General features: G+C 39.7%; 18 protein-coding genes. 17 read left to right on the plus strand and 1 reads right to left on the minus strand.

Annotation, left to right across the window (positions count from 1 at the left end):
• Positions 1-173: 173 nt before the first annotated feature.
• Positions 174-1451 carry a Xaa-Pro dipeptidase gene (locus AC27JL_RS06105; protein WP_487195092.1) on the minus strand — a complete coding sequence of 426 codons (1278 nt, stop codon included), beginning with the start codon at positions 1449-1451 and terminating at the stop codon, positions 174-176.
• 143 nt (positions 1452-1594) lie between these two features.
• On the opposite strand from AC27JL_RS06105, the gene AC27JL_RS06110 reads away from it, so the two are divergent.
• The 17 genes from AC27JL_RS06110 (at position 1595) to asd (ending at position 24626) form a co-directional block, all read left to right on the plus strand.
• Positions 1595-3424: a DUF885 domain-containing protein gene (locus AC27JL_RS06110; protein WP_487195093.1), complete on the plus strand. Its 1830-nt coding sequence runs from the start codon at positions 1595-1597 to the stop codon at positions 3422-3424.
• Between the two features lie 97 nt (positions 3425-3521).
• Positions 3522-4034 (plus strand): YcgN family cysteine cluster protein, encoded by a 513-nt coding sequence (locus AC27JL_RS06115; protein ID WP_487195094.1) that lies wholly within the window; start codon positions 3522-3524, stop codon positions 4032-4034.
• Positions 4034-4552, plus strand: coding sequence for an RNA methyltransferase (locus tag AC27JL_RS06120; RefSeq protein WP_487195095.1), 519 nt, complete (start codon positions 4034-4036; stop codon positions 4550-4552). Before AC27JL_RS06115 ends, AC27JL_RS06120 begins: the two co-directional genes overlap by 1 nt.
• Before the next feature lie 157 nt (positions 4553-4709).
• A complete protein-coding gene (locus tag AC27JL_RS06125; RefSeq protein ID WP_006793472.1) occupies positions 4710-5603 on the plus strand; it encodes a substrate-binding periplasmic protein in 894 nt (297 codons plus the stop codon).
• 98 nt (positions 5604-5701) lie between these two features.
• Positions 5702-6961 (plus strand): L-fucose:H+ symporter permease, encoded by a 1260-nt coding sequence (gene fucP, locus AC27JL_RS06130; RefSeq protein ID WP_487195096.1) that lies wholly within the window; start codon positions 5702-5704, stop codon positions 6959-6961.
• A 251-nt stretch (positions 6962-7212) separates the two neighbouring features.
• On the plus strand, positions 7213-9102 hold the full coding sequence (locus AC27JL_RS06135) for a methyl-accepting chemotaxis protein (RefSeq protein ID WP_487195097.1): 1890 nt from the start codon (positions 7213-7215) through the stop codon (positions 9100-9102).
• Positions 9103-9104: 2 nt separating this feature from the next.
• Positions 9105-10193, plus strand: a complete 1089-nt coding sequence (locus AC27JL_RS06140; RefSeq protein ID WP_487195098.1) for a GGDEF domain-containing protein — start codon at positions 9105-9107, stop codon at positions 10191-10193.
• A gap of 8 nt (positions 10194-10201) precedes the next feature.
• Positions 10202-10816 carry a DsbA family protein gene (locus tag AC27JL_RS06145; RefSeq protein WP_487195099.1) on the plus strand — a complete coding sequence of 205 codons (615 nt, stop codon included), beginning with the start codon at positions 10202-10204 and terminating at the stop codon, positions 10814-10816.
• A 211-nt stretch (positions 10817-11027) separates the two neighbouring features.
• Positions 11028-11780, plus strand: coding sequence for a DUF3450 domain-containing protein (locus AC27JL_RS06150; protein ID WP_006793478.1), 753 nt, complete (start codon positions 11028-11030; stop codon positions 11778-11780).
• Between the two features lie 10 nt (positions 11781-11790).
• Positions 11791-13158, plus strand: coding sequence for a MotA/TolQ/ExbB proton channel family protein (locus AC27JL_RS06155; RefSeq protein ID WP_487195100.1), 1368 nt, complete (start codon positions 11791-11793; stop codon positions 13156-13158).
• A 3-nt stretch (positions 13159-13161) separates the two neighbouring features.
• Positions 13162-13689 carry a MotA/TolQ/ExbB proton channel family protein gene (locus tag AC27JL_RS06160; protein ID WP_006793480.1) on the plus strand — a complete coding sequence of 176 codons (528 nt, stop codon included), beginning with the start codon at positions 13162-13164 and terminating at the stop codon, positions 13687-13689.
• Between the two features lie 50 nt (positions 13690-13739).
• On the plus strand, positions 13740-14150 hold the full coding sequence (locus AC27JL_RS06165; protein ID WP_006793481.1) for an ExbD/TolR family protein: 411 nt from the start codon (positions 13740-13742) through the stop codon (positions 14148-14150).
• Positions 14151-14159: 9 nt separating this feature from the next.
• The gene (locus AC27JL_RS06170) at positions 14160-14765 is read left to right on the plus strand and encodes an energy transducer TonB (RefSeq protein ID WP_006793482.1); all 606 of its coding nucleotides are present in this window, start codon (positions 14160-14162) and stop codon (positions 14763-14765) included.
• Between the two features lie 30 nt (positions 14766-14795).
• Entirely contained in the window at positions 14796-16124 is a 1329-nt protein-coding gene (locus AC27JL_RS06175; RefSeq protein ID WP_305398710.1) for a tetratricopeptide repeat protein, read from the plus strand.
• Between the two features lie 307 nt (positions 16125-16431).
• The gene (locus AC27JL_RS06180; RefSeq protein ID WP_487195101.1) at positions 16432-20520 is read left to right on the plus strand and encodes a hypothetical protein; all 4089 of its coding nucleotides are present in this window, start codon (positions 16432-16434) and stop codon (positions 20518-20520) included.
• A gap of 63 nt (positions 20521-20583) precedes the next feature.
• Positions 20584-23283 (plus strand): TonB-dependent receptor domain-containing protein, encoded by a 2700-nt coding sequence (locus AC27JL_RS06185; RefSeq protein WP_138740592.1) that lies wholly within the window; start codon positions 20584-20586, stop codon positions 23281-23283.
• Between the two features lie 203 nt (positions 23284-23486).
• A complete protein-coding gene (gene asd / locus AC27JL_RS06190; RefSeq protein WP_487195102.1) occupies positions 23487-24626 on the plus strand; it encodes an aspartate-semialdehyde dehydrogenase in 1140 nt (379 codons plus the stop codon).
• Positions 24627-24720: the final 94 nt, after the last annotated feature.

A 24720-nucleotide genomic window follows, 5' to 3' on the forward strand; every position in this document is an offset into this window, starting at 1 on the left:
AACTAAAAGTGACAATAGAGATCAGGAAAAACAATGCTATTAAAGCTTTAACACATTGTTTTACTCTGCTTTTAATTTGAGTGTTTTTAGGATTGAGAATTAAAATTTAATGAATTTTAACGTTAAAAGTAAAGGCTAACACTACAAAGCCAGCCTTAACTTAGATTTAAATTTTATTTTTCAGTTTTATAAACAATACCTGCTTTCATCACAAACGGTATTTGCTCTAATGTTGAAATGTTTTTTAATGGGTTTCCTTCAACAGCAATAATATCGGCGGCATATCCCGTTTTTATTTGCCCTAGTGTATTATGCATTTTTAAAAGTTTAGCGCTATTAATGGTAGCTGATTGAATAGCTTGCAGTTCAGTCATACCAAATTCAACCATACGTGAAAACTGCTTTGCATTATCACCATGTGGGTAGATGGCAGCGTCGGTTCCAAATACCATGTTCACACCAGCCTTCACAGCTCGGCTAAAGCTATCTCTTTGTTTTTTAGAAACTTGGCGTTCTTTGTTTAGGTTTTCTTCGTCTACACCATTTTGTTCGCCAAAGCTTAATGTGTATTCTGTGTTGTATATATCCATAGAAAGCCAAGTGCCATGTTTTTTAGCCAGGGCTATGGCTTCATCGTCTAAAAAGCTTGCGTGTTCTACGCTGTCAACACCTGCAATGATGGCTGTTTTTATGCCGCTTGTGCCGTGTGCATGTGCTGCAACGGGCAGGTCGCGCATGTGCGCTTCTTCAACAATGGCTTTCATTTCTTCAAGCGAATATTGTTGTACACCTACTTTGGTACCCTTTGAAAAAACACCACCTGTAGCACAAAACTTTATAGCGTTTGCACCGTACTTTATATTTTCACGTACTTTTGTTCTAACCGCCCATGGTCCGTCTGCAACACCTGCTGAGGTATATTTTAGCTCTGGCGGTAAACGGTTATTGTCACAGTGCCCGCCTGTTATACCCAGTGAAGGACCTGCAGCCCAAATTCGTGGGCCTACAATGTCACCCGCATTAATACCGTCTCGCACCGCAATAACGCTATAACCATCTGCGCCCACATTTCTTACGGTAGTAAAACCTGCTTCAAGGGTCTTTTTAGCAAAATAAGCCGATTTAACTGCCATGCGTGGGATTGATTGACCCAAGCGTTCACTACGAGAAACAGTAGGATCACTCGTTAAGTGTACATGCATGTCCATCAATCCAGGGACTAGTGTTAACTGTGGCAGGTTAATAAGTTCATCATTTTTACCTAGTTGCGGCTTTTTATTACGTTCTATTGAGGTGATCACACCATCATCAATAGTAATTAATGGCGATTGAATGAGTGTGCCATTCTCTACATCTAACATGGCTTTTGCAGAAATGTAGGTGACTGCCTGGGCAGGTAGACTGCTCAAACATAATATGGCTATTGAGGCTGATAATAGGTGCTTTTTCACTTTTTAATTCTTTTATATGAAAGTTACGTTATTTTGACTTTACCAAGCTCAAGTAAAAGTGCAATAAAATAACGACTAAGTTACTACTTTATTTAGCTTAATTTAAAGCTCATAATCGAGCTGAGTTTTTTATAAGGATTAATATGAAATTATTAAAATTAGCACTGGTCGCTTCTTCAGTGATCGGTGCGCTAATGGGGTGTAGTAGCACAACGTCTCAACAAAATAATAGTGAACCGGTTTCATCATCTATAAATGCTGTGATTTCAGAATTATCGGCCGAGCAGCAATTAGACGTGCTTGTTGAACAATACTACAACGAGTCGCTTGCATTTTCGCCAATCAGGGCAACATATAGCGGTAAAAATGAATTTAATGATCAGTTCACGCCTGAAATTTCAGCGACAAATCGTAACAAAAAGGCGGCTTTTTATAAAAAGTATCAACAACGCCTTGCTTACATTGATTCACAACAATTAACAGGGCAAGCGCTATTAAGTTATGAGATTTTAAAACGTGACCTTGCACTTAACCTCGAGGGGATGCAATTTCCAAGCTACTTTCTGCCTATTAATCAAATGTCGGGAGCACATAATGTGTTTGCTGGATTTGGCTCTGGGCAAAGTGCACAACCTTTTAAAACAGTACAGGATTACGATAATTTTTTAAAACGTAGCGATGGCTATATCAAATGGCTTAAGAGTGTTGAGCTTTCTATGGCTGAAGGTATAAAACAAAATATTGTTTTACCTTTGCCACTTGCAAAAAAGTTAGCTCCACAATTTAGTGCGCATGTTGTAAATAAGGCTGAAGACTCACTGTTTTGGGGACCTATAAAAAACTTACCAAATTCGTTTACAGTTGAGCAAAAACAAGAAATAACAGCGCAATACCGCGATTTAATCATGAAGCAATTAGTGCCGGCTTATCAAAGCATGCACACATTTTTAATTAACGATTATATACCTAGTAGTCGTGTGTCAGTAGGCTACAGTGATTTTACTAATGGTAAAGCTTGGTACGAATACCAAATAAAGAAAAACACAACGCTTAACTTATCTGCTGACGAAATTCACAATATTGGTTTAAGCGAAGTATCGCGTATTTTAAGCGAAATGAAAAAGGTAAAACACACCGTTGGCTTTGACGGCGATTTGCCTGCATTTTTTACTCACTTGCGTGATTCAGATGAGTTCTACTTTAATACCGCCGATGAGCTTATTGAAGCGTACGAAAATGTGAAGAAAAAAATTGATGCAAAAGTACCGCAGTTATTTGATGTGGCCCCTAAAGCGCCTTACATTGTTAAACCAGTAGAGGCTTATCGTGCTCAGTCTGCGGCGGGTGCTTCTTATGCAGCCCCTGCACCAGATGGTTCACGTCCGGGTATTTTTTATATCAATACTTTTAATTTAAAAGCACAACCTAAGTTTTTACTCGAAACACTCTCGATACATGAAGCTGCACCGGGTCATCATTTTCAAATCGCTCTTCAACAAGAAATAGGCGGCTTACCTGATTTTCGTAAATTTGGTGGGTATACGGTTTTTGCTGAAGGGTGGGCACTGTATGCAGAAAGTTTAGGAAAAGAGTTTGGATTATTTACCGATCCGTATATGTGGTATGGGCGTTTGGCTGACGAGCAATTACGGGCAATGCGTTTAGTGCTCGATACTGGTTTTCATGCAAAAGGGTGGACGCGCGAGCAAGGTATACAATACATGCTTGCTAATTCATCAATGGCTGAAAGCGATGTAGTGGCAGAGGTTGAGCGTTATATTGCGTGGCCAGGGCAAGCGCTTTCGTACAAATTAGGGGAGTTTAAAATTAAAGAACTTCGCGATTATTGTAAAAAAGAGCTAGGTTCCCAATTTGATATTAAGGCGTTTCATACGCAAGTATTAATAGATGGCGCATTACCCATGCCTATTTTGGAGAAAAAAATAAAGCGTTGGGTGCAATCGCAGCGTTAATGAATAGCGCAAAGTGATTATCAAATTGAGGTATTCGCTTTGCGCCATTTAGTGCAATACGTTAGAATGCGCGCTCTTAAAAGGGCGCGAGTACACTATGTTTGATCAACAGTTAGCAAATTCACAGTTCTGGCTTACAAAGAGCCTGAGCGAAATGAGCCAAAATGAATGGGAGGCTATTTGCGATGGCTGTGGTAAATGTTGTTTAAATACGTTTATAGATAGTGAAGATGAAGACGATTTTGCCCCAACCGATCAGCTACGAGAAGGTGAACAGCTCATATTCACCAATATTGTTTGTCAGTATCTTGATAATAATACCTGTGGGTGTAGCGAATACGAAAACCGCCAAACACTTGTCCCTTCTTGCGTAAAACTAACCAAAGAAAACCTTAAAGATATATTTTTTATGCCGCAAAGTTGCAGTTATCGTCGTTTACACGAAGGGCGTGGTTTAGCTTCGTGGCACCCGTTATTAAATAACGGCGATAAAACACTTATGCATGATCTCAATATTTCAGTAAAAGATAAAACAGTCAAAGACAGTAATGTAAAATTAGATGATTTTGATTTATACATTGCTGAGTGGCCAACAAAGGATTGCGATTAATGAGTAAGTTAAAAGCGAGTATTGGTTTAATAAACCCGAAGAGCCCTACTAACGTTGGCGGTGTGTTACGAGCTGCTGGGTGTTACGACGCAATGCAGGTTTATTTTACGGGTAATCGATACCTTAATGCGCAAAAATTTCATACCGATACTAAAAATGTGGTTGAACGTATTCCATTAACCTCTACTGATAGCCTAGAAAAAGTAAAACCTGAAGGGGCAACCGTTGTTGTCGTTGAATTAATTGAAGGGGCTACACCGCTCCCTGAATTTAAGCACCCAGAAAATGCATTTTATGTTTTGGGCCCAGAAGACGGTTCTGTTCCTAAAGACGTACTAAAGTGGTGCGATGAAGTAGTTTACATTCCTACTATAGGGTGTATGAACTTAGCTGCAACCTGTAATGTAGTACTTTACGATAGGCTTTCTAAATTAGGTGGTGTTAAAAGCAGTGATGACACAATAATAAGTTCGCGTGACACCAATAATAAAATGAAATGGGTTAAACCTGCTTTATAACTTTTGTAATGCCAATTTAATCTGCTAGTTGGCATTAGACACTGTCTATATTCAATTTCACGTTCTACCAATTTTTCATTCTCTAGATTTATTTCTCCTTCAAAAGTGTAAATAACGCCTACACTTAACTGACTATTAGTTTGACGATAGCTTTATTATGCGCATTGTAGTCTTTTTGTTGTCCTTTATTAGTTGTTTTAGTTTCGCGAGTCAAAGCGTAACCTTCATTCATAAAAATAGCCTTAAAACTGTAGAAGGGCAGCGTTATAAATCGGGGCTTTTATATAGCGCCCCAAATAGTAAACGCACATTACATATTGTTACTTTAGATTGGCCGCCTTATATAAGTAACGACTTATGTAACAAAGGGTGGGTCTATCATTTTGCCGTTGCTGTTCTTAATAGCCAGGGTTACAGCGTTTATTTAGAATTTTTACCTTGGGCAAGAGCTGTGCGTAATGTGGAACTTGGAAAAGCCGATATTTTAATGCCTGAGTACTTTATTGAAGACACTGCGCCTTCAGACTATGTTAAAAATAAAATGCGAAGAGAGCTGCTTGGTATTTCAAATTCGTTTCAAGGTGGAAATATTGTATTTCTAAAGCGAAAAAACGCACCTGGTATTTTTACAGGTAATCTAAACTCATTAAAAGGCTCAACAATAGGTGTTGTAAGAGGATATCAAAACACGCCTGAATTTGATGCAATGATGGATAATGAAGAGTTTAAAGTTATTAGTGCGGTAAACGATTTGCAGTTAATGCAATTACTTTTTGCCAAGCGGGTCGATCTTATTATAGGCGATCCTTCCGTGTTAACCCATTCAGTTACGTTTTCTGAGCTTAACCAAAGTGAAAAAATAGCACTGCTTAATGCTGTTGAGCAAGATGGCAAACCACTACATTATAACTCATTGTATTTTGCTATAAGTAAGCTAACACCTAACTGGCTTGGAGTGCTAGATGATATAAATCAAGCCTTATATATATTTTCTAATAGCGGTGAGACTGAGCGTTTAATCAATACTGTTTCAGAAGAATGTGCAGTTTGAATAAGTATGATAATTTGGAACGTTCTAATCACCTTGTGCCCAAACAACTTATTAACAATGTAGAATCAGTTTAACTTGTTAATGGAGTGAAAATAAAAATGAGCACACTGAACACACATCACGATTATGGCGTTAATAAACAGCACAACAAAAATTATCTGTTTCCCCTAACTGCAATGACAACCCTGTTTTTTTTATGGGGTTTTATTACAGTATTAAATGATGTATTGATTCCACGATTAAAAGGCGTATTTGATCTTAGCTACTTTGAGGCAATGCTAGTGCAGTTTTGCTTTTTTGGTGCCTATTTCATTGTATCTATTCCCGCTGGTATTTTAGTTAAACAGCTTGGTTATAAAAAAGGTATTTTAACGGGGCTTATTATTGCTTCGATTGGTTGTATGCTTTTTTACCCTGCGGTAGTAGTGCATGAGTATTGGTTGTTTTTAGGCGCATTGTTTGTACTCGCTGCTGGTATAACCGTATTGCAAGTATCAGCTAATCCATACGTTGCTGCTCTTGGCCCAGATAAAACCGCCTCTTCACGATTAAACTTAGCGCAAGCGCTTAATGCCCTGGGTACTACAGTAGGGCCTTACGTAGGAGGCATTCTCTTTTTCGGTACTGCTGGTACATTGGCTGCGTCTGCTGCGTCTGCTGCATCGGCAGAATCAGTAAAAGTGCCTTATTTAATGTTGGCTGCAGCACTTTTATTAATTGCCATTGTGTTTGCATTTATAAAGTTACCTGAAATTGAAGCCCATAAGGAAGACAGTACCGATACTGAAACTCGCTCTTTAATGCAAGCACCTCACCTTACTATGGGGGTTGTAGCAATATTTTGTTATGTAGGCGGTGAAGTAGCTATAGGTAGCTTTTTAGTTAATTACTTTGGTGAAGCACACATTGCTGGGCTTGAAGAGCATGCTGCCGCGGCACTTATTAGTTATTATTGGGGCGGAGCAATGGTTGGGCGTTTTGTAGGCTCTGCGTTGTTACAAAAAATTGCGCCTTCTAAAGCAATTGCCTTTAATGCTATCAGTGTTATTGCGTTGTTATTAATCACTATTTTTACACAAGGTGATGTCGCTTTGTATTCAGTATTGGCAATCGGGTTGTTTAATTCAATTATGTTTCCAACTATATTTTCTGTTGCGATTGAAAAATTAGGCCCGTTAACAAGTAAAGGCTCTGGTTGGCTATGTTTAGCGATTGTAGGTGGTGCATTAGTGCCTTTATTACAAGGGTATATTGCCGATACCGTAAATATTCAAGATAGCTTTTTCGTGCCTATGGTATGTTATGTATTTATAGCTTGGTATGGTTTAAATGCTGTTCGTTTAGCTAAAAAATGGTAGAAAATGTATTGAATAATAATGGCTGAATACGTATTCAGTCATTATTATTTTCTTTTTACTTGGAACATTCCAAATTCGTTATCTATTGAACATTATTTATGTAAAATTAATTACTTAAAATTTGTAATTAAGTTTTTCTAGTCCTTTTTTATTGTTTTTAGCTGCTATTTTCGGAAAAACCGAAAATAGCTAAGACAATGCTCACAATATTTGCTAAAACTAGAGTGCTAAAAATAAATTAAAGGGCATTTATGTTTGGGGCATTCAAGTTTACGACAAAAGTCACAATAGCAGCGTCTGTTGTACTCGTTTTGGTATTAGGGTTATTCACTGTAAATAACTACTTTACCTTAAAAAACCAAACACAAAATCAGCTTGCTCTCGTGTTGCAACAAAACTCAGAATCTGTTTCTCAAAATATAGCTAGCTGGTTAAATGCAAAGCTGGCCATTGTTAGCGCGTTTGCTAAAACCCACCAACCATCAGATCCAAATACGCTTACATTACTACAATTAAACACAGCAGGGTTAGCAGGTAGTTTTAAAAACACCTATATTGGCCAATCTAACGGTAATTTTATTTTAAATGATCAAAGCATCGTTTTACCGCCAGATTTTGATGCAACATCACGTCCTTGGTATAAGCTAGTCGAAAACAAAACCAATACTGCCTTTACTACTCCCTATATTGATGTAACAACTAACGAGTTAACTATATCTGCTGTTGTGCCTATAAACCAAAATGACCGTTTTGTTGGTGTTGCTGGTGCTGATATTGATATGCAAACGGTGACAGAAATTATTAATAATATTGATTTTTTAGGGCTGGGTTATGGTTTTTTACTCGATGACAGCGGCCAAATATTAAGTCACCCACAAAGCAATGTTAACCTAAAAAATATCGCTGAGTTATTTGGCACCAAACCATTACTTAGTAGCGAGTTTGTTGAATATCAAATAGCTGGCGAAACTAAATTAGTTTCGTTTAATAAAATCCGTGGTATTGAAAATGTTAATTGGTATTTAGGGGTTGTTATTGATCAACAAAAAGCATTTGCTAGTGTATCTAGTTTTGGTGAAACGGCATTTATTTACTTAATTGTGGGTACAATCGTAATTGTAATTTTAATGCAATTTTTACTTCGTTATTTAATGCGTCCAATGAATCGGTTAAATGACGCTATAAAAGATATTTCACAGGGAGAAGGTGATTTAACACGTCGTTTAGAGATAGAAAATGACGATGAGTTTGGTGAACTCAGCCATTCATTCAATGTGTTTATTGAAAAAATTCAATCATCAATCGAACAAGTTAAAGATACAACAATACTTCTTGATGACGTAATAGCCAGTCTGCTATCACAAACACATTCTTCACTTGCTATGTATGACGATCAAAGTATGCGTACTGATAGCGTTGCAGCTGCAATTAATCAATTTACAGGGATGACATCAGATATATTCAATAGTGCATCTGACGCATCAACACTCGCAAAAGATGCGAATAAGCACTCTACACAAAACCAGGAAATATTAAGCACTAATGTTGCAGGGATCCATGAGCTATCTGCCAATATAGTGCAAGCTCAACAAACTATTAATAGCTTAAATGAACATACAGAAAGCATTGGTAATGTTTTAGAAGTGATTAAAGGCGTGAGTGAACAAACCAACTTACTTGCATTGAATGCAGCTATTGAAGCAGCACGCGCAGGTGAAGCAGGGCGTGGTTTTGCAGTAGTGGCAGATGAAGTTCGACAATTAGCTCATCGCACCAAAGAATCAACGCAAGAGATTGAAGAAACAGTCATAGAATTGCAAAAAGGGTCAACTTTGGCTGTGGAGTTAATGAAAACAAGTTTACAAGGCAGTGAAAAAAGCGTGTCAGAAGCTGATGCAGTTGGAAAATTAATGCAGCAAGTTATAGAAGATATAAAACAAATAAGTGTTGCCAATCATACCGTTGCAGACGCTACAGAAGAACAAAATCAAGTTGTTAAATCACTAGATGCAGATATACAAACTATCAGTGAACTATCTATTCAAAGTAAAACCAACCTAAATAATACTCTGAACGAATGTACAAAACTGAGACAGCAATTCGGTGATTTAGAACAAATGGTCCAAAAGTTTAAAGTATAGATATGGAAGAGGAAAAATTAGCTAAGTCAAATTGGCGCAATTTAATTAACATAGATAGCGTTTACAATTCGGACAGGCAACGCCAAGCACTTTCATTATTTACAATGATAGCCTTTGCTATTCTTATATTGGGTTTTTTACTTCTATCTAATTATGATGTGTATTCGCCCATCTTAAGTGTGGCTTTGCTCGTTGCTAATATGACGATCATTGCCTGCACTGTTTACTTCTTCAAAACCGGTAAGCTAGAGGTTGTGTCTTTAATAACCATGCTAATCATTTTTATTATGTGTATTGCGCTTATTTACACAGGTGGTAAAGAGAACACAGCGTTGTATTGGCTTATGTTTTATCCAGTTGTTACCTTTGCTACTCTCGGTGTTAAATTAGGGTTATGGCTTAGTGGGTTTTTATTGGTCTGCTGTTTAGGTCTATTATACGGTCCTAATTTTGGGCAGGTCGATTACGGTTTTGTAGAAAAATCACGTTTTATGGCTTCGTTTAGTTTGGTGTTTATTTTTTCGTTGATTGGTGAATTTTTTAGATATAAAAGCCATCAATCTATTGCTGAAATAACTTTGGCACAAAAAAAGGATGCGTATACCGATCAGCTAACAGGGGCTGCCAATAGGCGTTTTGTTACATCTCATTTTTTTAAGCTGGTTAGCGATAATCCCGATAATTATTTACCGTTCTCAATTTTACTTTTGGACTTAGATCACTTTAAATCTATCAATGATAACTATGGTCATGATAGTGGTGATACTGTCCTAATAGAATTTACTAAAATGCTGGAGTCACACTTCAGTAGCGATTCAATAAAAGCGCGTTATGGTGGTGAAGAGTTTGTGGTTATTCTCCCAAAAGCAACTATTCAAATTGCAGAGCACATTGCTAACAACTTTAGAGAAAGTGTTGCCAATACAACACTTTTGAATGTTGATAGTAAAAACGTAGCACTTACCTGTAGCATAGGTGTAGCACAAGTAAATAATCTATCAGATTACAATGATGCTTTAAAACAAGCCGATCGATGCCTTTATAAAGCAAAGGAAACGGGTCGAAATAAAGTTGTTTCAGCTTTTATGTAGGAGTTGTTATGTTTCAAAGTAAGTTAATTTATATACACGATCCAATGTGTAGTTGGTGTTGGGGCTATGCACCTACGTGGCTAAAATTAAAAGAACAACTTGAGCATAAAATTATTGTTGAATATAAAGTGGGCGGCTTAGCTGCCGATAGTCAGCAGCCTATGCCAAAAGCAATGAAAGAAATGCTTGAAGGTACGTGGCACAAAATACAAAAGCAGTTAGGTACCCAGTTTAATTATGACTTTTGGCGTAATTGCGAACCTCGACGTTCTACTTACCCGGCTTGTAGAGCAGCTCTGATCGCGCGTAAAACCAATAAAGAAGCGCAAATGATAGAAGCAATCCAACATGCTTACTATTTAAATGCGCAAAACCCTTCTGATGAAGCCACCTTGGTAGCGCTCGCTAAAAGCATTGGTCTAGATAAAGAGGGATTTGCAAATGAATTAATGAGTTCATCATTAAATAATGAATTGAGTGACGAGTTGGCATTTGTTAATGCGTTGCCTATTAATGGCTTTCCTTCCTTGGTACTTATTCATAACAACAGCTACTATCCTATTGGCGTTAATTACACAGACTGGCAAAGTACTTACAGCCAAATTTTAAATATTATTGATTAGGCAGCGTTAATTTTAACGCTTCGACCGTCTTTATTCTGCTATAAGTCCTAATTATGACAGCTGTCATAAAAGCGACTTTTTTGCGCAACATCCTTGTCATCTTTTATCTATAAACTTCCCTTCATTGAATTATTCAAGCCACTAAAGCTCTGTTTATTGGCTTGAAATACAACCTAGCAAATCCGCTAATTAACGAGTAAAGGTGTATGCGATGAAAGGCGTTAAACCATTAATCTTAGCTGGTATTGTGGCCGCAAGTGCAGCAGTACACGCTAACGATTTAGATAAGGTTATTGATAAAAGCAGCGAAATTAATAAATCAGCTGCGCAATCACAAACAAAAATAGACAAGATTGCAGATTCAATGCAAGGACGTTTACAGCAATTTAAAACGCTCAATAAAGAGATTGACGGTTTAGCTGTTTATAACGCGCAGTTAAATAAACAGCTTAATAATCAAATTGAAGAAATGGAATCGCTTAACCTATCAATGGATCAGGTTTCTATTATTGAGCGCCAAATTACACCACTTATGATGCGAATGATCACAGGTCTTGAGCAGTTTGTATCGTTAGATATTCCCTTTTTGCAAGACGAGCGCGCTAAGCGTTTAGTATCACTGAAAGCCATGATGGACCGCGCTGATATCACCTCGAGTGAAAAATTTCGTCGTGTGCTAGAAGCTTACCAAGTAGAGGTAGACTACGGGCGCACTATTGAAGCTTACACCGCATTGTTAGATGTAAACGGTAAAGAGCGTGAAGTTGACTTTTTACGCATTGGCCGATTAGAGCTGATTTACCTAACACGTGATGGTAAACACGCTGGTAGCTACAACACAGAGACTAAAACGTTTGAAACATTACCAGATTCAACAATTAGTCAAATCAACAAAGGTTTACGTATTGCGCGCAAGCAACTTGCCCCAGATATGCTAACTCTGCCAGTACACGCAGCAGAATAAGAGGTTAAAAATGAAATTGTTTACTCAAATGACAAAAATGGCATTGTTTGTTACATGCCTCGGTTTTGCAGGCGTTAGCACTGCGGCAGAAACAATGGATCTTGATTCATTATTAAAAACATTAGAAAACGGCAAGACCGTTCAAAGTGCGCAAAATAAACAACGAGAGCAGGAGTTTACCTCTCGCCAAAACCAGCAAGTTCAAATGTTAAATGATACAACTGCAAAGCGTAACCAAATGCTTGTTGAATCAGAGAGCCTTGAAACACAATTTGAAGAAAACGAAGTTAAACTAGCAAACTTAACCGATACCTTATCTAAGCGAATGGGATCACTTAAAGAGTTATTTGGGGTATTACAGCAAGTCGCTGGGGACTCTAGCAATAAGTTTGCTACTTCGGTTGTATCAGCAGAATTACCGGGCCGTAGTGACTTTATGGACGAGTTAGCTCAAAAAATGGGTTCAACGTCTAAGCTCGCCTCAATAGAAGATATTGAAAAGGTGTGGTACGAGCTGCAACGTGAAATGACTGAGCAAGGTAAAGTCAGTCGCTTTAATACTTCAGTTATTGTTGAAGGTGGAAATAAAGCAGAGCAAGAAGTTGTTCGTGTTGGTGCTTTTAACTTAATTTCACAGGGTCAATACTTAGAATATAACCCAGGAACAAACACGCTGAGCGCGCTTACTCGCCAACCAGTGTCTCGTTATACCGCTACAGCTGCTGACTTACAAGATGCTAAAAGTGGTGTTGTACAGTTTGCATTAGACCCTACAGGTGGCTCTATTTTAGGTTTACTTGTTCAAGCACCAGATACATCAGAGCAAGTTCATCAAGGTGGTGCGGTTGGTTATGTAATTTTAGGTGTTGGTTTGCTTGCTTTATTAATTGCAATTGAGCGCTTTATTTCATTGTTACTTGTTGGTGGAAAAATTCGTCGCCAATTAAAAGATTCAGTAGCGCGTGACGACAATCCGCTAGGTCGTGTAATGAAAGTAAAAGACGACTACCCACATGTTGCTTACGACACGTTAGAGCTTAAATTAAGTGAAGCAATTTTACGTGAAATGCCAAAAATCACACGTAACTTAACGCTTATAAAAATCATCTCTGTTGTTGCCCCATTACTTGGCTTGCTAGGTACGGTGACCGGTATGATCAACACGTTCCAAGCAATCACATTATTTGGTACTGGCGACCCTAAACTAATGGCTGGTGGTATTTCTCAGGCACTAGTTACGACCGTACTTGGCTTAGTTGTGGCAATCCCAACAGTATTTATATACACATTACTAAACACGCGTTCAAAAGGCTTACTGCTTATTTTACAAGAGCAAAGCGCAGGTATCATTGCTGAGCGAAGCGAGAAGGGAGAATAAACCATGGTACTATTGATTGACTCAATCAATGCTATCCGTGATTTTCTCGACACCGGTGGCCAAGTCCTCTTGGTCATTGGGGTGTTAATCTTCGCGATGTGGTTATTGATACTCGAGCGATTTATATACTTTTTCAACGGTTTTCGCGGATACAAAAATAGCATTAAAGGAACATGGTCAACGCGTAACGAACGCAATAGTTGGAATGCTGAGCAAATACGCCAAGCTATGATTTCGCGAGCAAGTATGCGTTTAAATGCAAACCTTCCGCTTATCAATGTCATGGTGGCTTTGTGTCCACTACTTGGCTTGCTTGGCACAGTAACGGGCATGATTGAAGTGTTTGATGTAATGGCTATAACAGGCACCGGGAGTGCGCGTTCAATGGCGTCAGGTGTATCTAAAGCCACAATCCCGACGATGGCGGGTATGGTAGGTGCGTTATCTGGTGTATTTGCCTCAACGTACTTACAACGTAAAGCCAAACGTGAAGTAGAACTACTTGAAGATAGCATGTTGCTAGATCACTAAATAAGTTTTATGAGCGGCTAAATATACCCGCTCATATCAGGAGAATAAAAATGAGAGCGCCTTTAGGTAATTTAATGCAAGAAGATGAAGCTGAAGAAATAAACATGACACCCATGCTAGATGTTGTCTTTATTATGCTTATCTTCTTTATTGTAACAGCTTCATTTGTTAAAGAAGCAGGCATTGACGTAAACCGCCCTGAAGCCGCAACTGCGGTTAAAAAAGAAAGAGCCAATATCTTAGTTGCTATTTCAGATAAGGGTGAAATTTGGATTAACAAACGCCAAATAGATGTTCGCGCAGTGCAGGCGAATATTGAACGCTTAAAAGCTGAAAACCCACAAGGTAGCGTTGTAATTCAAGCCGATAAAAAAGCAACCACCGATACGTTAATTAAAGTAATGGATGCCGCACGCGCTGCAGGTGTGTTTGATGTGTCAATTGCGGCTCAAGAAGCGTAAGGGTAAGTAATGCGTTATTTAGTAGCATTAATTGTTGCCGGTGTAGTCACGTTTATGCTGTTTTTGGGCATGCAAGCACTTATAACTGGCGGTGAAGGGGCAATGAGCGAACCAGCAAAAGGGAATGTTCTTGATTTTGTTCGTTTGAAAAAAGAAGAAAGTGTTCAAAAGAAAGAGCGTAAACCACAAAAGCCACCTACGCCAAAAGAGCCGCCACCACCAATGGAATCGCCACAAATGCAAAGTAGTGATGCTAATGCCAACGCTAACAACTTTGACTTTGGTGCTAATGTTGACGCCGAAGTGAACCTGGCGGGTGGATTAGCACTGGAAACGAGCGATGGCGAGTATTTACCCATTGTAAAAGTTGCACCGGTTTATCCGCGTCGAGCGTTATCGCGCGGTATTGAAGGGTATGTGATTGTTGAATTTACAGTGACAAAGCAAGGTACCGTTCGCGACCCGCAAGTATTAAAAGCAGAGCCTGAGTCGTTATTTGATCGGGCTGCAATGGACGCTGCTCTTAAATTTAAATATAAACCGCGTGTTGTCAACGGTGAAGCCGTTGAAGTAGCGGGTGTTCAGAACAAAATATCTTTTCAAATTGGCGGATAGTAGCTAACTAGAAAAGACCGTGAGGCGATTATGAAATTATTAACCAAGACTAAACTTTTAAAAGTAACACTACTTTGTACCACTGCGATAGGGTTGAGTATTGTTACACCCAGTGCACTAACGTTGTTACCTGGCGTATCAATTGCAAGTGCTCAAGCGGCGCAGGAGCAAAAAACAAAACGCGTGCCTGCGCTTCGTGAAAAAGTATACAGCCAACTGGCTCGCGCACAAAAATTGGCAGACGATGGCGATGTAAAAGCTGGACTTGAAGCGCTCGATAGCATTAATGAACGTTCTTCAAGTATGAATTCGTACGAAATAGCCATGATGCATAATTTTTACGGGTTCATTTACTACAATCAAAATGACCTACCAAAAGCGATAGCTTCATTTGAACGCGTTGTGGCAGAAGAAGGGATCCCTGAAACATTGCGTTTAAGCACCACTTTTAGTTTAGCGCAGCTTGCAATGGCAAACAGCGATTACGATAAAGTCATTGCCTTTTTGGATAACTGGGATGAGATTAACACTCAGCCAATACCTGAAGGGTATTACTTACTTCGTGCACAAACGTATTACCAGTTAAAAGACTATAAGCAAGGCCTAGACTACATCACTAAAGTTATTTCATTAAGTGATGATGAAGGTAAAACCCCAAAAGAAAACTGGCTTGTATTACAGCGCGCTATGTTTTATTCACTAAATCAAACTAACAAAGTGGTTGAAGTGCTTGAACGCATGGTTAAGCTTTATGATAAACCAGAATACTGGGTACAGCTTTCGGGTATGTATGGTGAAACAGGGCAAGAGAAAAAGCAATTAGCTGTTATTGAAGCTGCCTATCAGCAAGGGTTCTTAACATCAAGAGCCGACTTACGCCAACTTGCTCAAGTTTACTTATACAATGGACTTGCTTTTAAAGCGGCAGAAGTTATGAGTAAAGCAATAGATAATGGCATTGCCGAAAAAACAGCTAAAAACTATGCGTTTGTAGCCGAGGCGATGATCCAAGCAAAAGAAGATGAAAAATCGATAGAGTATTTTGTTAAAGCCGCCGATTTATCAGATCATGGGCAATACGATCAGCGTTTAGCTGAGGTGTATGTTAATACAGAGCACTATGAAGATGCTGCCGATTCAGCTCGTAAAGCGCTTGATAAAGGGGGACTTGATTTTGAGTCAAATGCCTTTGTTGCACTGGGTATGGCGCAGTACAATTTGCAAAATTTCGATGCGTCTATTTTAGCGTTTGAACAAGCTGAAAAACACAAAAAATCACAGCGTTTGGCTAAGCAGTGGATTAAGTATGTCAAACGTGAAAAAGTACATGCTGAAACGTTAAGAACCGCTCTGCTTTAAATTTTAAACCAACAAGTCACTACTTCGTTGGTGCTTGTAATATCAATTTCATAATCGCACTACGCAAGCCGGCTCAATAATAATTGAGTCGGCTTTTTTATTGCTTTTGAAATTAAGTAATTGAATTTTAACAACATAGCTTTGTCATGTTATGTTTATTAAAGTGTAACTCCAGTGTCATATAGCTCCCGTAAGGTAAGCCCTGCTGATAACTCAAGTGACCTTAACGCATTATTAAGTGCTTTAAAGTGACTTGAGTTTTTATAAAGCGCTAACAAAATAATTAAATACTTTAACGGAGTGAACAATGAAATTATCTGACTTATTCAAAGTTAGTTTGATTGCAACTGCAGTATCTTTAGCGGGTTGTGGTGGTGACTTAGTAGTATCTGAAGGCGACACAACAATTAACGAAGGCGATACAATAACAAACGTTGTTGAAGGCGGCTCAGACACAGGCGGTGAAACGTCATCTCGTGATGATTCACAAAACGGCACAACTGGTTTCCCTACCACTATTGATAACGCATTTGTTCAAGGCTTAGCCACAGACGTATCAAGCGAATTTCCGGAAATTACTGATAAGCCAGTGTATCGCCTAACAGCAGATACAACGTTCACTACCGATGCAACACTTACAAACGACGCGCATTGGATTGTAAATGGTCGTACAGCAGTAGGTAATGACCGTGCAGATAACGCAAAGCTTTATATTCAACAAGGCACAACAATTATTGGTGAATCTGGCGATGACTTTTTAGTCGTTCGTCGTGGTTCACAGCTTGAGTCGGTTGGTACGGTAAGCCAGCCAATTACTATGACCTCTATTCAAGATGTAACGGGTGGTGAAACAGCCATTGGTCAATGGGGTGGTTTAGTATTACTAGGTAATGCACCTGCTAACTCATGTGGCGACCAACAAGGTGAAGCAACAGCCGACGAGCTAGCTAACTGCGGTGTATCTGCTGAAGGTGACGCCGGCCAGTTTGGTGGCGATGTTGCAGATGATAACTCAGGTACATTAAAGTACTTAATCGTTAAGCAAGCAGGTAAAACTCTGGGTAATGGCGATGAGCTAAACGGTATTTCGTTTGCCGGTGTGGGTTCTGCAACAACTGTTGATTACATTCAAGTACACGAAAACCTTGATGACGGTATCGAGTTTTTTGGTGGTACAGTTGATGTAAGCAATGTTGTATTAACAAGCATTGGTGATGATTCACTTGACTGGTCGTTCGGTTGGACAGGCTCTGCAACTAACGTATACATTCAACAAGCTGCAAACGTGGGTGATAATGCGATTGAAGCAGATAACTCTGAGTTTGATTCAAGTGCAACACCACTTACAATGCCAACCGTTTCAAACGTAACAATTGTAGGTGCTGAAGGTAACAACGGTATTCGTTTACGTGCAGGCACTGCGGGCGCATTAAGCAATGTATTCGTAACGGGCCCAGCTACTTATGAAAATTGTTTACGTGTAGGTTCAGACTCTGTACCACGCGCAGAAGATGGTACATTAACTATTACTAATTCAGTTGTTGCATGTCAAACAACAGCTAACAACTTTGGTAGTGAAGCGATTAATGGCGGCGATGTTAAATCGTGGTTTGAAGCTCAAGACGGCAACCAAACGCTAACTCCAGCAGATTTAATGCTTGATGATAATGGTTACACACCACTGCCGGGATCACCGCTTATTGCCAATGGGCAAATTGGTGCATTTAATGGTACAACTAACTGGATGGAAGGTTGGACAGTAGGTATTAATGGTGGCTTCCCAACAGATATTTCAAATGCGTTGGATCAAGGTTTAGCGACCAATGTATCAAGTGAATTTCCACAAATTACCGATAAGCCTGTTTACCGTTTAACACAAGATACAACATTTACAGCCGATGTAACGCTTACAAACGATGCACATTGGATTTTAAATGGCCGTACTGCGGTAGGTAACGATCGCGCAGATGCAACCACACTTTACGTTCAAGCGGGCACTACGCTTATCGGTGAAACTGGTGACGATTTCTTAGTTGTTCGCCGTGGTTCACAAATTAACGCTAATGGTAATGCAACAGCACCTATTACTATGACATCTATTCAAGATGTAACGGGTGGCGAAACAAATATTGGCCAATGGGGTGGTTTAGTATTACTTGGTAATGCTCCTGCTAACTCTTGTGGCGACCAACAAGGTGAGACTACACCAGAAGAACTGGCTAACTGTGGTGTATCGGCAGAAGGTGATGCAGGTCAGTTTGGTGGTGATATCAGCGATGATAACTCAGGTGTTCTTCGTTACATTGTTGTAAAACATGCTGGTAAAACACTGGGTAATGGCGATGAACTAAACGGTATTTCGTTTGCTGGTGTAGGTTCACAAACTAAGGTTGAATATATCCAGGTTCACCAAAACCTAGACGACGGTGTAGAGTTTTTTGGTGGTACAGTAAATGTACGTAACATTGTACTGACTGATATTGGCGATGACGCATTTGACTGGTCGTTTGGTTGGACAGGTCGTGCACAAAATATCTACATTCAACAAAGTGCTGTTGAGGGCGATAATGCCATTGAAGCTGATAACTCTGAATTTGATTCAAATGCAACGCCATTGACTAAGCCACTTATTTCTAACGTAACAATTGTAGGTGCAGATGGTACTAACGGTGTTCGTTTACGTGCAGGTACAGCGGGTGTGCTTCGTAATGTTGTTATCACTGGCCCAGATGGATATTCAAACTGTTTACGTGTAGGTTCGGACTCGGTAGCTAATGCAGAATCGGGTGAGCTTTCTATTGAAAACTCAGTAGTAGCCTGTAATGAAGATAATAACTTCGGTAGCGAAGCAATTGCTGGTGGTAACGTTCAATCGTGGTTTGAAGGCCAAACAGGCAACCAAACACTCACGGCTGCAAACCTAAGCTTAGCAACTGATGGATATACACCTAAGTCGAGTTCACCTTTACTTGGTGCAGGTGTTGATACCTCTGGCCTTGATTCGTTCTTCACTAAAACCGATTACATAGGTGCGTTTGACGGTGATAATAACTGGATGGAAGGCTGGACCGTTGCTATTAAACCTAGCTTCCCAACAGATATCCAAAACGCATTAGAGCAAGGGTTAGCAACAGATGTGTCTGCAAGTTTCCCAGCTATTACCGATAAGCCTGTTTATCAGTTAAATTCAGATGTGGTATTCACAGCTGATGTAACACTAACAAATGATGCACATTGGATTTTAAAAGGACGTACAGCTGTTGGTAATGACCGCGCGGATAACACAACATTGTATGTTCAGTTTGGTACAACATTAATTGGTGAATCGGGCGATGACTTTTTAGTTGTTCGTCGTGGTTCAAAAATTGAGGCCGTAGGCACAGCAACTCAGCCAATCACCATGACGTCTATTCAAGATGTAACGGGTAGCGAAACAACGATTGGCCAATGGGGCGGCTTAGTATTATTAGGTAATGCACCGGCTAACTCATGTGGTGACCAAGAAGGTGAAGCAACAGCTGATGAACTTGCAAACTGTGGTGTATCTGCTGAAGGTGATGCTGGCCAATTTGGTGGTAATGACCCAGAAGATAACTCAGGTACGTTAAAGTATGTTGCTGTAAAACAAGCGGGCAAAACGCTAGGTAATGGTGATGAACTAAACGGTATATCACTTGCTGGTGTAGGTAGCCAAACAGAGCTAGATTACATCCACGTTCATGAAAACCTAGATGACGGCGTAGAGTTTTTCGGTGGCACAGCAAACATCAGCCACTTAGTGCTTACTAATATTGGTGACGATTCTCTAGATTGGTCATTTGGTTGGACGGGTAAAGCGCAATACGTACTTATCAAACAATCAGGCTCTGAGGGCGATAACGCGATTGAAGCTGATAACTCTGAATTTGATTCAGATGCATCACCGCTTACTATGCCTACTATCTCTAATGTAACCATTATTGGTGACGCAGGCGTAAACGGTATTCGCTTACGTGCAGGTACTGCCGGCATACTTAAAAACGTAGTGGTAACCGGTGGCACAGATTACGCAAACTGTTTACGTGTAGGTTCTGATTCAGCACCACGTGCCGAAGACGGTTCACTTACTATCACTCACTCAGTGGTTGCGTGCGAAACAGCTAACAACTTTGGTACTCAAGCAATTGGTGATGGCAATGTTGAGTCTTGGTTCTTAGGTCAAGCTGGTAACTCAGTGCAAACAGCTGCAAGCCTTGCACTAGCGAGTAACGGTTACATGCCTTCAAGTGAATCATTACTACTAGGTGCAGGTTTTGATTCTTCTAGCCTAGATAGCTACTTTGATACAGTAGATTACATTGGTGCAATGGATGCACAAACAGACTGGACAGCGGGTTGGGTAAAAGTAGGTCTTTAACCTTAAACGCTTTAGGCCGGGCGAAAGCCCGGCTAATGTCTTGTTTTGTTTCGGAGTATAAAAATGAATTCTTATAAACCCTCTAAACTTGCCTTATCAACATTAAATTGCGCCGTTTTGGCTGCACTATTTGGTTGGTCGGTAAATACTGCTGCTGCAGAAGCCGACATTCAAGAGCAAGAAATAGAAGAAGTGGTTGCAGTAGGGCAACGACTCAAAGGGAGCGCAGGTGCAGTATTGCAAGAACGCCAAAATCAGGCGTTTGTTGCTGATATTATGGGTGCCGATCAAATTTCACGCACCGGCGATGGTGATGCTGCATCGGCTCTTCGCCGTGTTACAGGCTTAACCTTAGTTGATGGTAAATTTATATATGTGCGTGGTTTAGGTGAGCGTTACTCAAGTACACAATTAAATAGCATGTATGTACCAAGCCCCGATCCTACTCGCTCGGTTGTGCCACTCGATTTATTTCCATCTGAAATAATCGAAAGCTTAAGTGTACAAAAATCATTTTCACCAGATATGCCTGCGCATTTTGGTGGTGGTAATGTAAACATTCGTACCAAGTCTATTCCGTCTGACTTTTTATTTAAAGTTCAAGTAGGCTCATCGTATAACACGTCAAATAGTGATTCTGGCTACTTTTACGAAGGCGGTGATGATGATTGGATGGGCCGTGATGATGGCACACGTGCGCTATCTAATGTATTTACTACAGCACTTACCAGCGACGCAGGCCTTGAAGGCAATATTAATTCTACACTTGAAGAGCGTAAAAACCTTATTCAGTCGCTTGATTGGAATGTAGGCATTAGCAAGGAAGATGTTGACCCCGCTATGAGCTTTTCTGTTGCCGTGGGTGACAGACTAGAAAGCGAAATAGGCACCTTTGGTGTGCTTGCGGCTGTTTCTTATGACAACGAATGGGAAGTTGTTCAAGAACAAAGTGGTTCAAGCCTAGGTAGTTTGGGTTGTGAGAACAAATGTTTTGCACAATATTACGATGGTACATCGACTGAACAAAATGTTCGCTGGAGCGGAACGTTAAACCTTGGCTATGAGTTTAACTCAAACCATCGATTTGAGCTGACTAACATTGCATTACACGATATGAGCGATCGGGTTCGTAATCGTAACTATTACGATGCTAATGAAACCGAAGAGGGTGTTACTGAGCTTCGCCGTGTTGATATTAGCTACGAAGAACGTGAAATGTTTTCTTCTCAGCTTAAAGGCACGCATAACTTTCCAGAGCTAAATAATTTATTCTTTGATTGGTATGGTGGCTTAAGTAGAGCTAACCGTAACGCACCAGGCGGTTTAGATGTTGTTTTTCAACAAAACTATAACGACGGTGTATTTGAGTCAGAGCAGCTTCAAGATGTTGCAGCAACTAATATTACGCGTGAATACCAGGTACTTCACGATGACGTAGAAACATTTGGTTGGAACATGGGGTTACCTTTTTATGGGGACGGCTACGAGCTCGAACTTAAAATTGGCGGTGACTTTTCAGAAAAAAAACGTGATGCAAGCAATGTTAAATTTGGCATAACGCACCGTGGTATAAGCGATGAGTTTACGTTTGGTAATAACATTAGCGATATTTTTGCTGATGCAAACACATCAAACGACGCGTTTTACACAAGTGCTACTGGTTCAGGTATTTTTGATGATGGTACAACTGACGGTGACAAATACAGTGCAGCGCATAAGTTAGATGCTTATTACTTTATGGCTGACTACTTTTTTGAAAATACATGGCGTATTACCGGCGGTGTTCGCTGGGAAGATTTCAAACAAGTATCGATTGGCTATCAGGCACATTCAAACTTATTCGAAAACACGCTTGAAGAAATTCAAGACGTAGTCATTAACGAAGATACTTTTTTTCCATCACTTGCTGTTACGTACATCATGGATGAAGAAATGCAGTTTCGTTTAAACGTGAGCGAAACCACCATTCGCCCTGATTTACGAGATGTAAGTACTTCGTTTTTTGTTGACCCGCTTACTGAATTTTTGGTTCGTGGTTCGCCTAGCTTACAAAGCTCTGAATTAACGAATGTTGATTTTAGGTTTGAGTGGTACATGCCAACAGGTAATAACCTGTCAGTTGCATTGTTTTACAAGGACATAGAAAACCCAATTGAAATGGTTGAACTTGCAGGTGTAGGTGGTGCGTCTCCGCAATTACTTACAGCTAATGCACAGTCGGGTAAGCTATCTGGTATTGAGGTAGATTTTTTAACTGACTTTGGTTTTATCAATAAAGATTGGTCGTCTGCATTTTTGTCGGGTAACGTAACGCTATCTGATTCGAGCGTCAATTTAGGTATAAATGACTCAGATAATGTCGATTCATTATTTGAAACGCAACTTAAAGAAGCACTCGAAGCCGATACCGTTTCAAACATTGTTACTAACAACAAACGCCGTTTAGTAGGCCACTCTGAATGGGTTGCTAACTTACAAATGGGTTACGATTCAGATGACGGTTTTCATTCAACATCGGTTATTTACAATGTGTTTGGGCCGCGAATTATCGTACCAGGTACGCGTGGGAATGAAGATGCTGAAGAAAAGTCATTTCACTCACTTGATTTAGTTTATTCTTACTTTCCTAACTTTAACTCTAAAGTTAATTTTAAAGTGAAGAATATTCTAGGCCAAGAAAAACAAATAGAGCAAGAAGGGTTAACCCTTTGGGGCCAAGAAACAGGCACCGAGTTTAGCTTAAGCTATAGCTATGAATTTTAATTTTAGCATGCGTTAAGCCTTGTACATTCGCGCTATAAGCCCTGTATTTAATACAGGGCTTTTTTTATACCTTAATTACGCATGAAAAATTTTTAAGTTCTGTTTTATTAACTAGTTTTAGCCGTCTAGCAGTGTTAGTTTGTTAACTTGAAAATTGAATCTCACGCAATGAATTTAATTTTTAATGTATTAAGGCATCTTTTATGAACAAAACAGTGGATAAAACAATGAAAAAAGTAGGTTTAGTCGGTTGGCGTGGCATGGTTGGCTCTGTGTTGTTAGAGCGTATGGAAAAGCAAAATGATTTTGCCAATATAGACACCACTTTTTTTACTACCTCACAAGCCGAACAACTTGGTCCTGATTTAGCGGGTGATGCAAAACCGCTACTTGATGCAAGCGATGTATCTGAACTTTCAAAAATGGATATTATTGTTACGTGTCAAGGGGGCGATTACACCAAAGCGGTTTACCCAAAACTTCGTGAAGCGGGGTGGGATGGTTACTGGATTGATGCAGCTTCTGCACTTCGTATGAGTGATGACAGCATTATTGTGCTTGACCCTGTAAATAAAGATGTCATTACTCAAGGTTTAGAGCAAGGCGTTAAAACCTTTGTTGGCGGTAACTGTACTGTGTCGTTAATGCTCCTTGCTTTAGGTGGTTTGTTTGAGAAAGACCTTATTGAATGGGTAAGCCCCATGACTTACCAAGCAGCCTCGGGTGCGGGTGCACGCAATATGAAAGAGCTGATTTCACAAATGGGCGCTATTCATTCAAGTGTTGCTCAGCAACTCGATAACCCAAGTTCAGCTATTTTAGAAATTGATAAAATAGTCAGTGAAAAAATGGCTTCAAGCGATTTACCACAAGATCAATTTGGCGTGCCATTAGCAGGTAGCTTGATCCCATGGATTGACGTGCCTATGCCAAGTGGACAATCAAAGGAAGAATGGAAAGCACAAGTTGAAGCTAACAAAATTTTAGGCTCTACCCAGCAGCCTGTACCTATTGATGGTTTATGTGTTCGCATTGGCGCAATGCGTTGTCATAGCCAAGCAATGACTATTAAATTACGCGAAGACATAAGCGTAGAGAAAATAGAAGAAATATTAGCTTCGCACAACGAATGGGTTAAGGTTATTCCAAATGAGCGTGATATTACATCCACCGATTTAACGCCGGTTAAAGTAACAGGCACGTTAAGTATCCCAGTGGGACGTATTCGTAAGCTTGCTATGGGACCTAAATATATTAGCGCATTCACAGTGGGCGATCAGCTTTTATGGGGTGCAGCAGAGCCACTTCGTCGTATGCTTCGCATTATTGTAGACGCTGAGTAATTTTAGTTTTTAGCTTTTCTATTTTATAGGGTTAGCATAGTGCTAACCCTTTTTAGTTTTTATTCCTTCCTTTTACACTCTTTTGTGGCTTTTA

This window comes from Pseudoalteromonas sp. 4NS20-0020 (genome assembly GCF_057554385.1).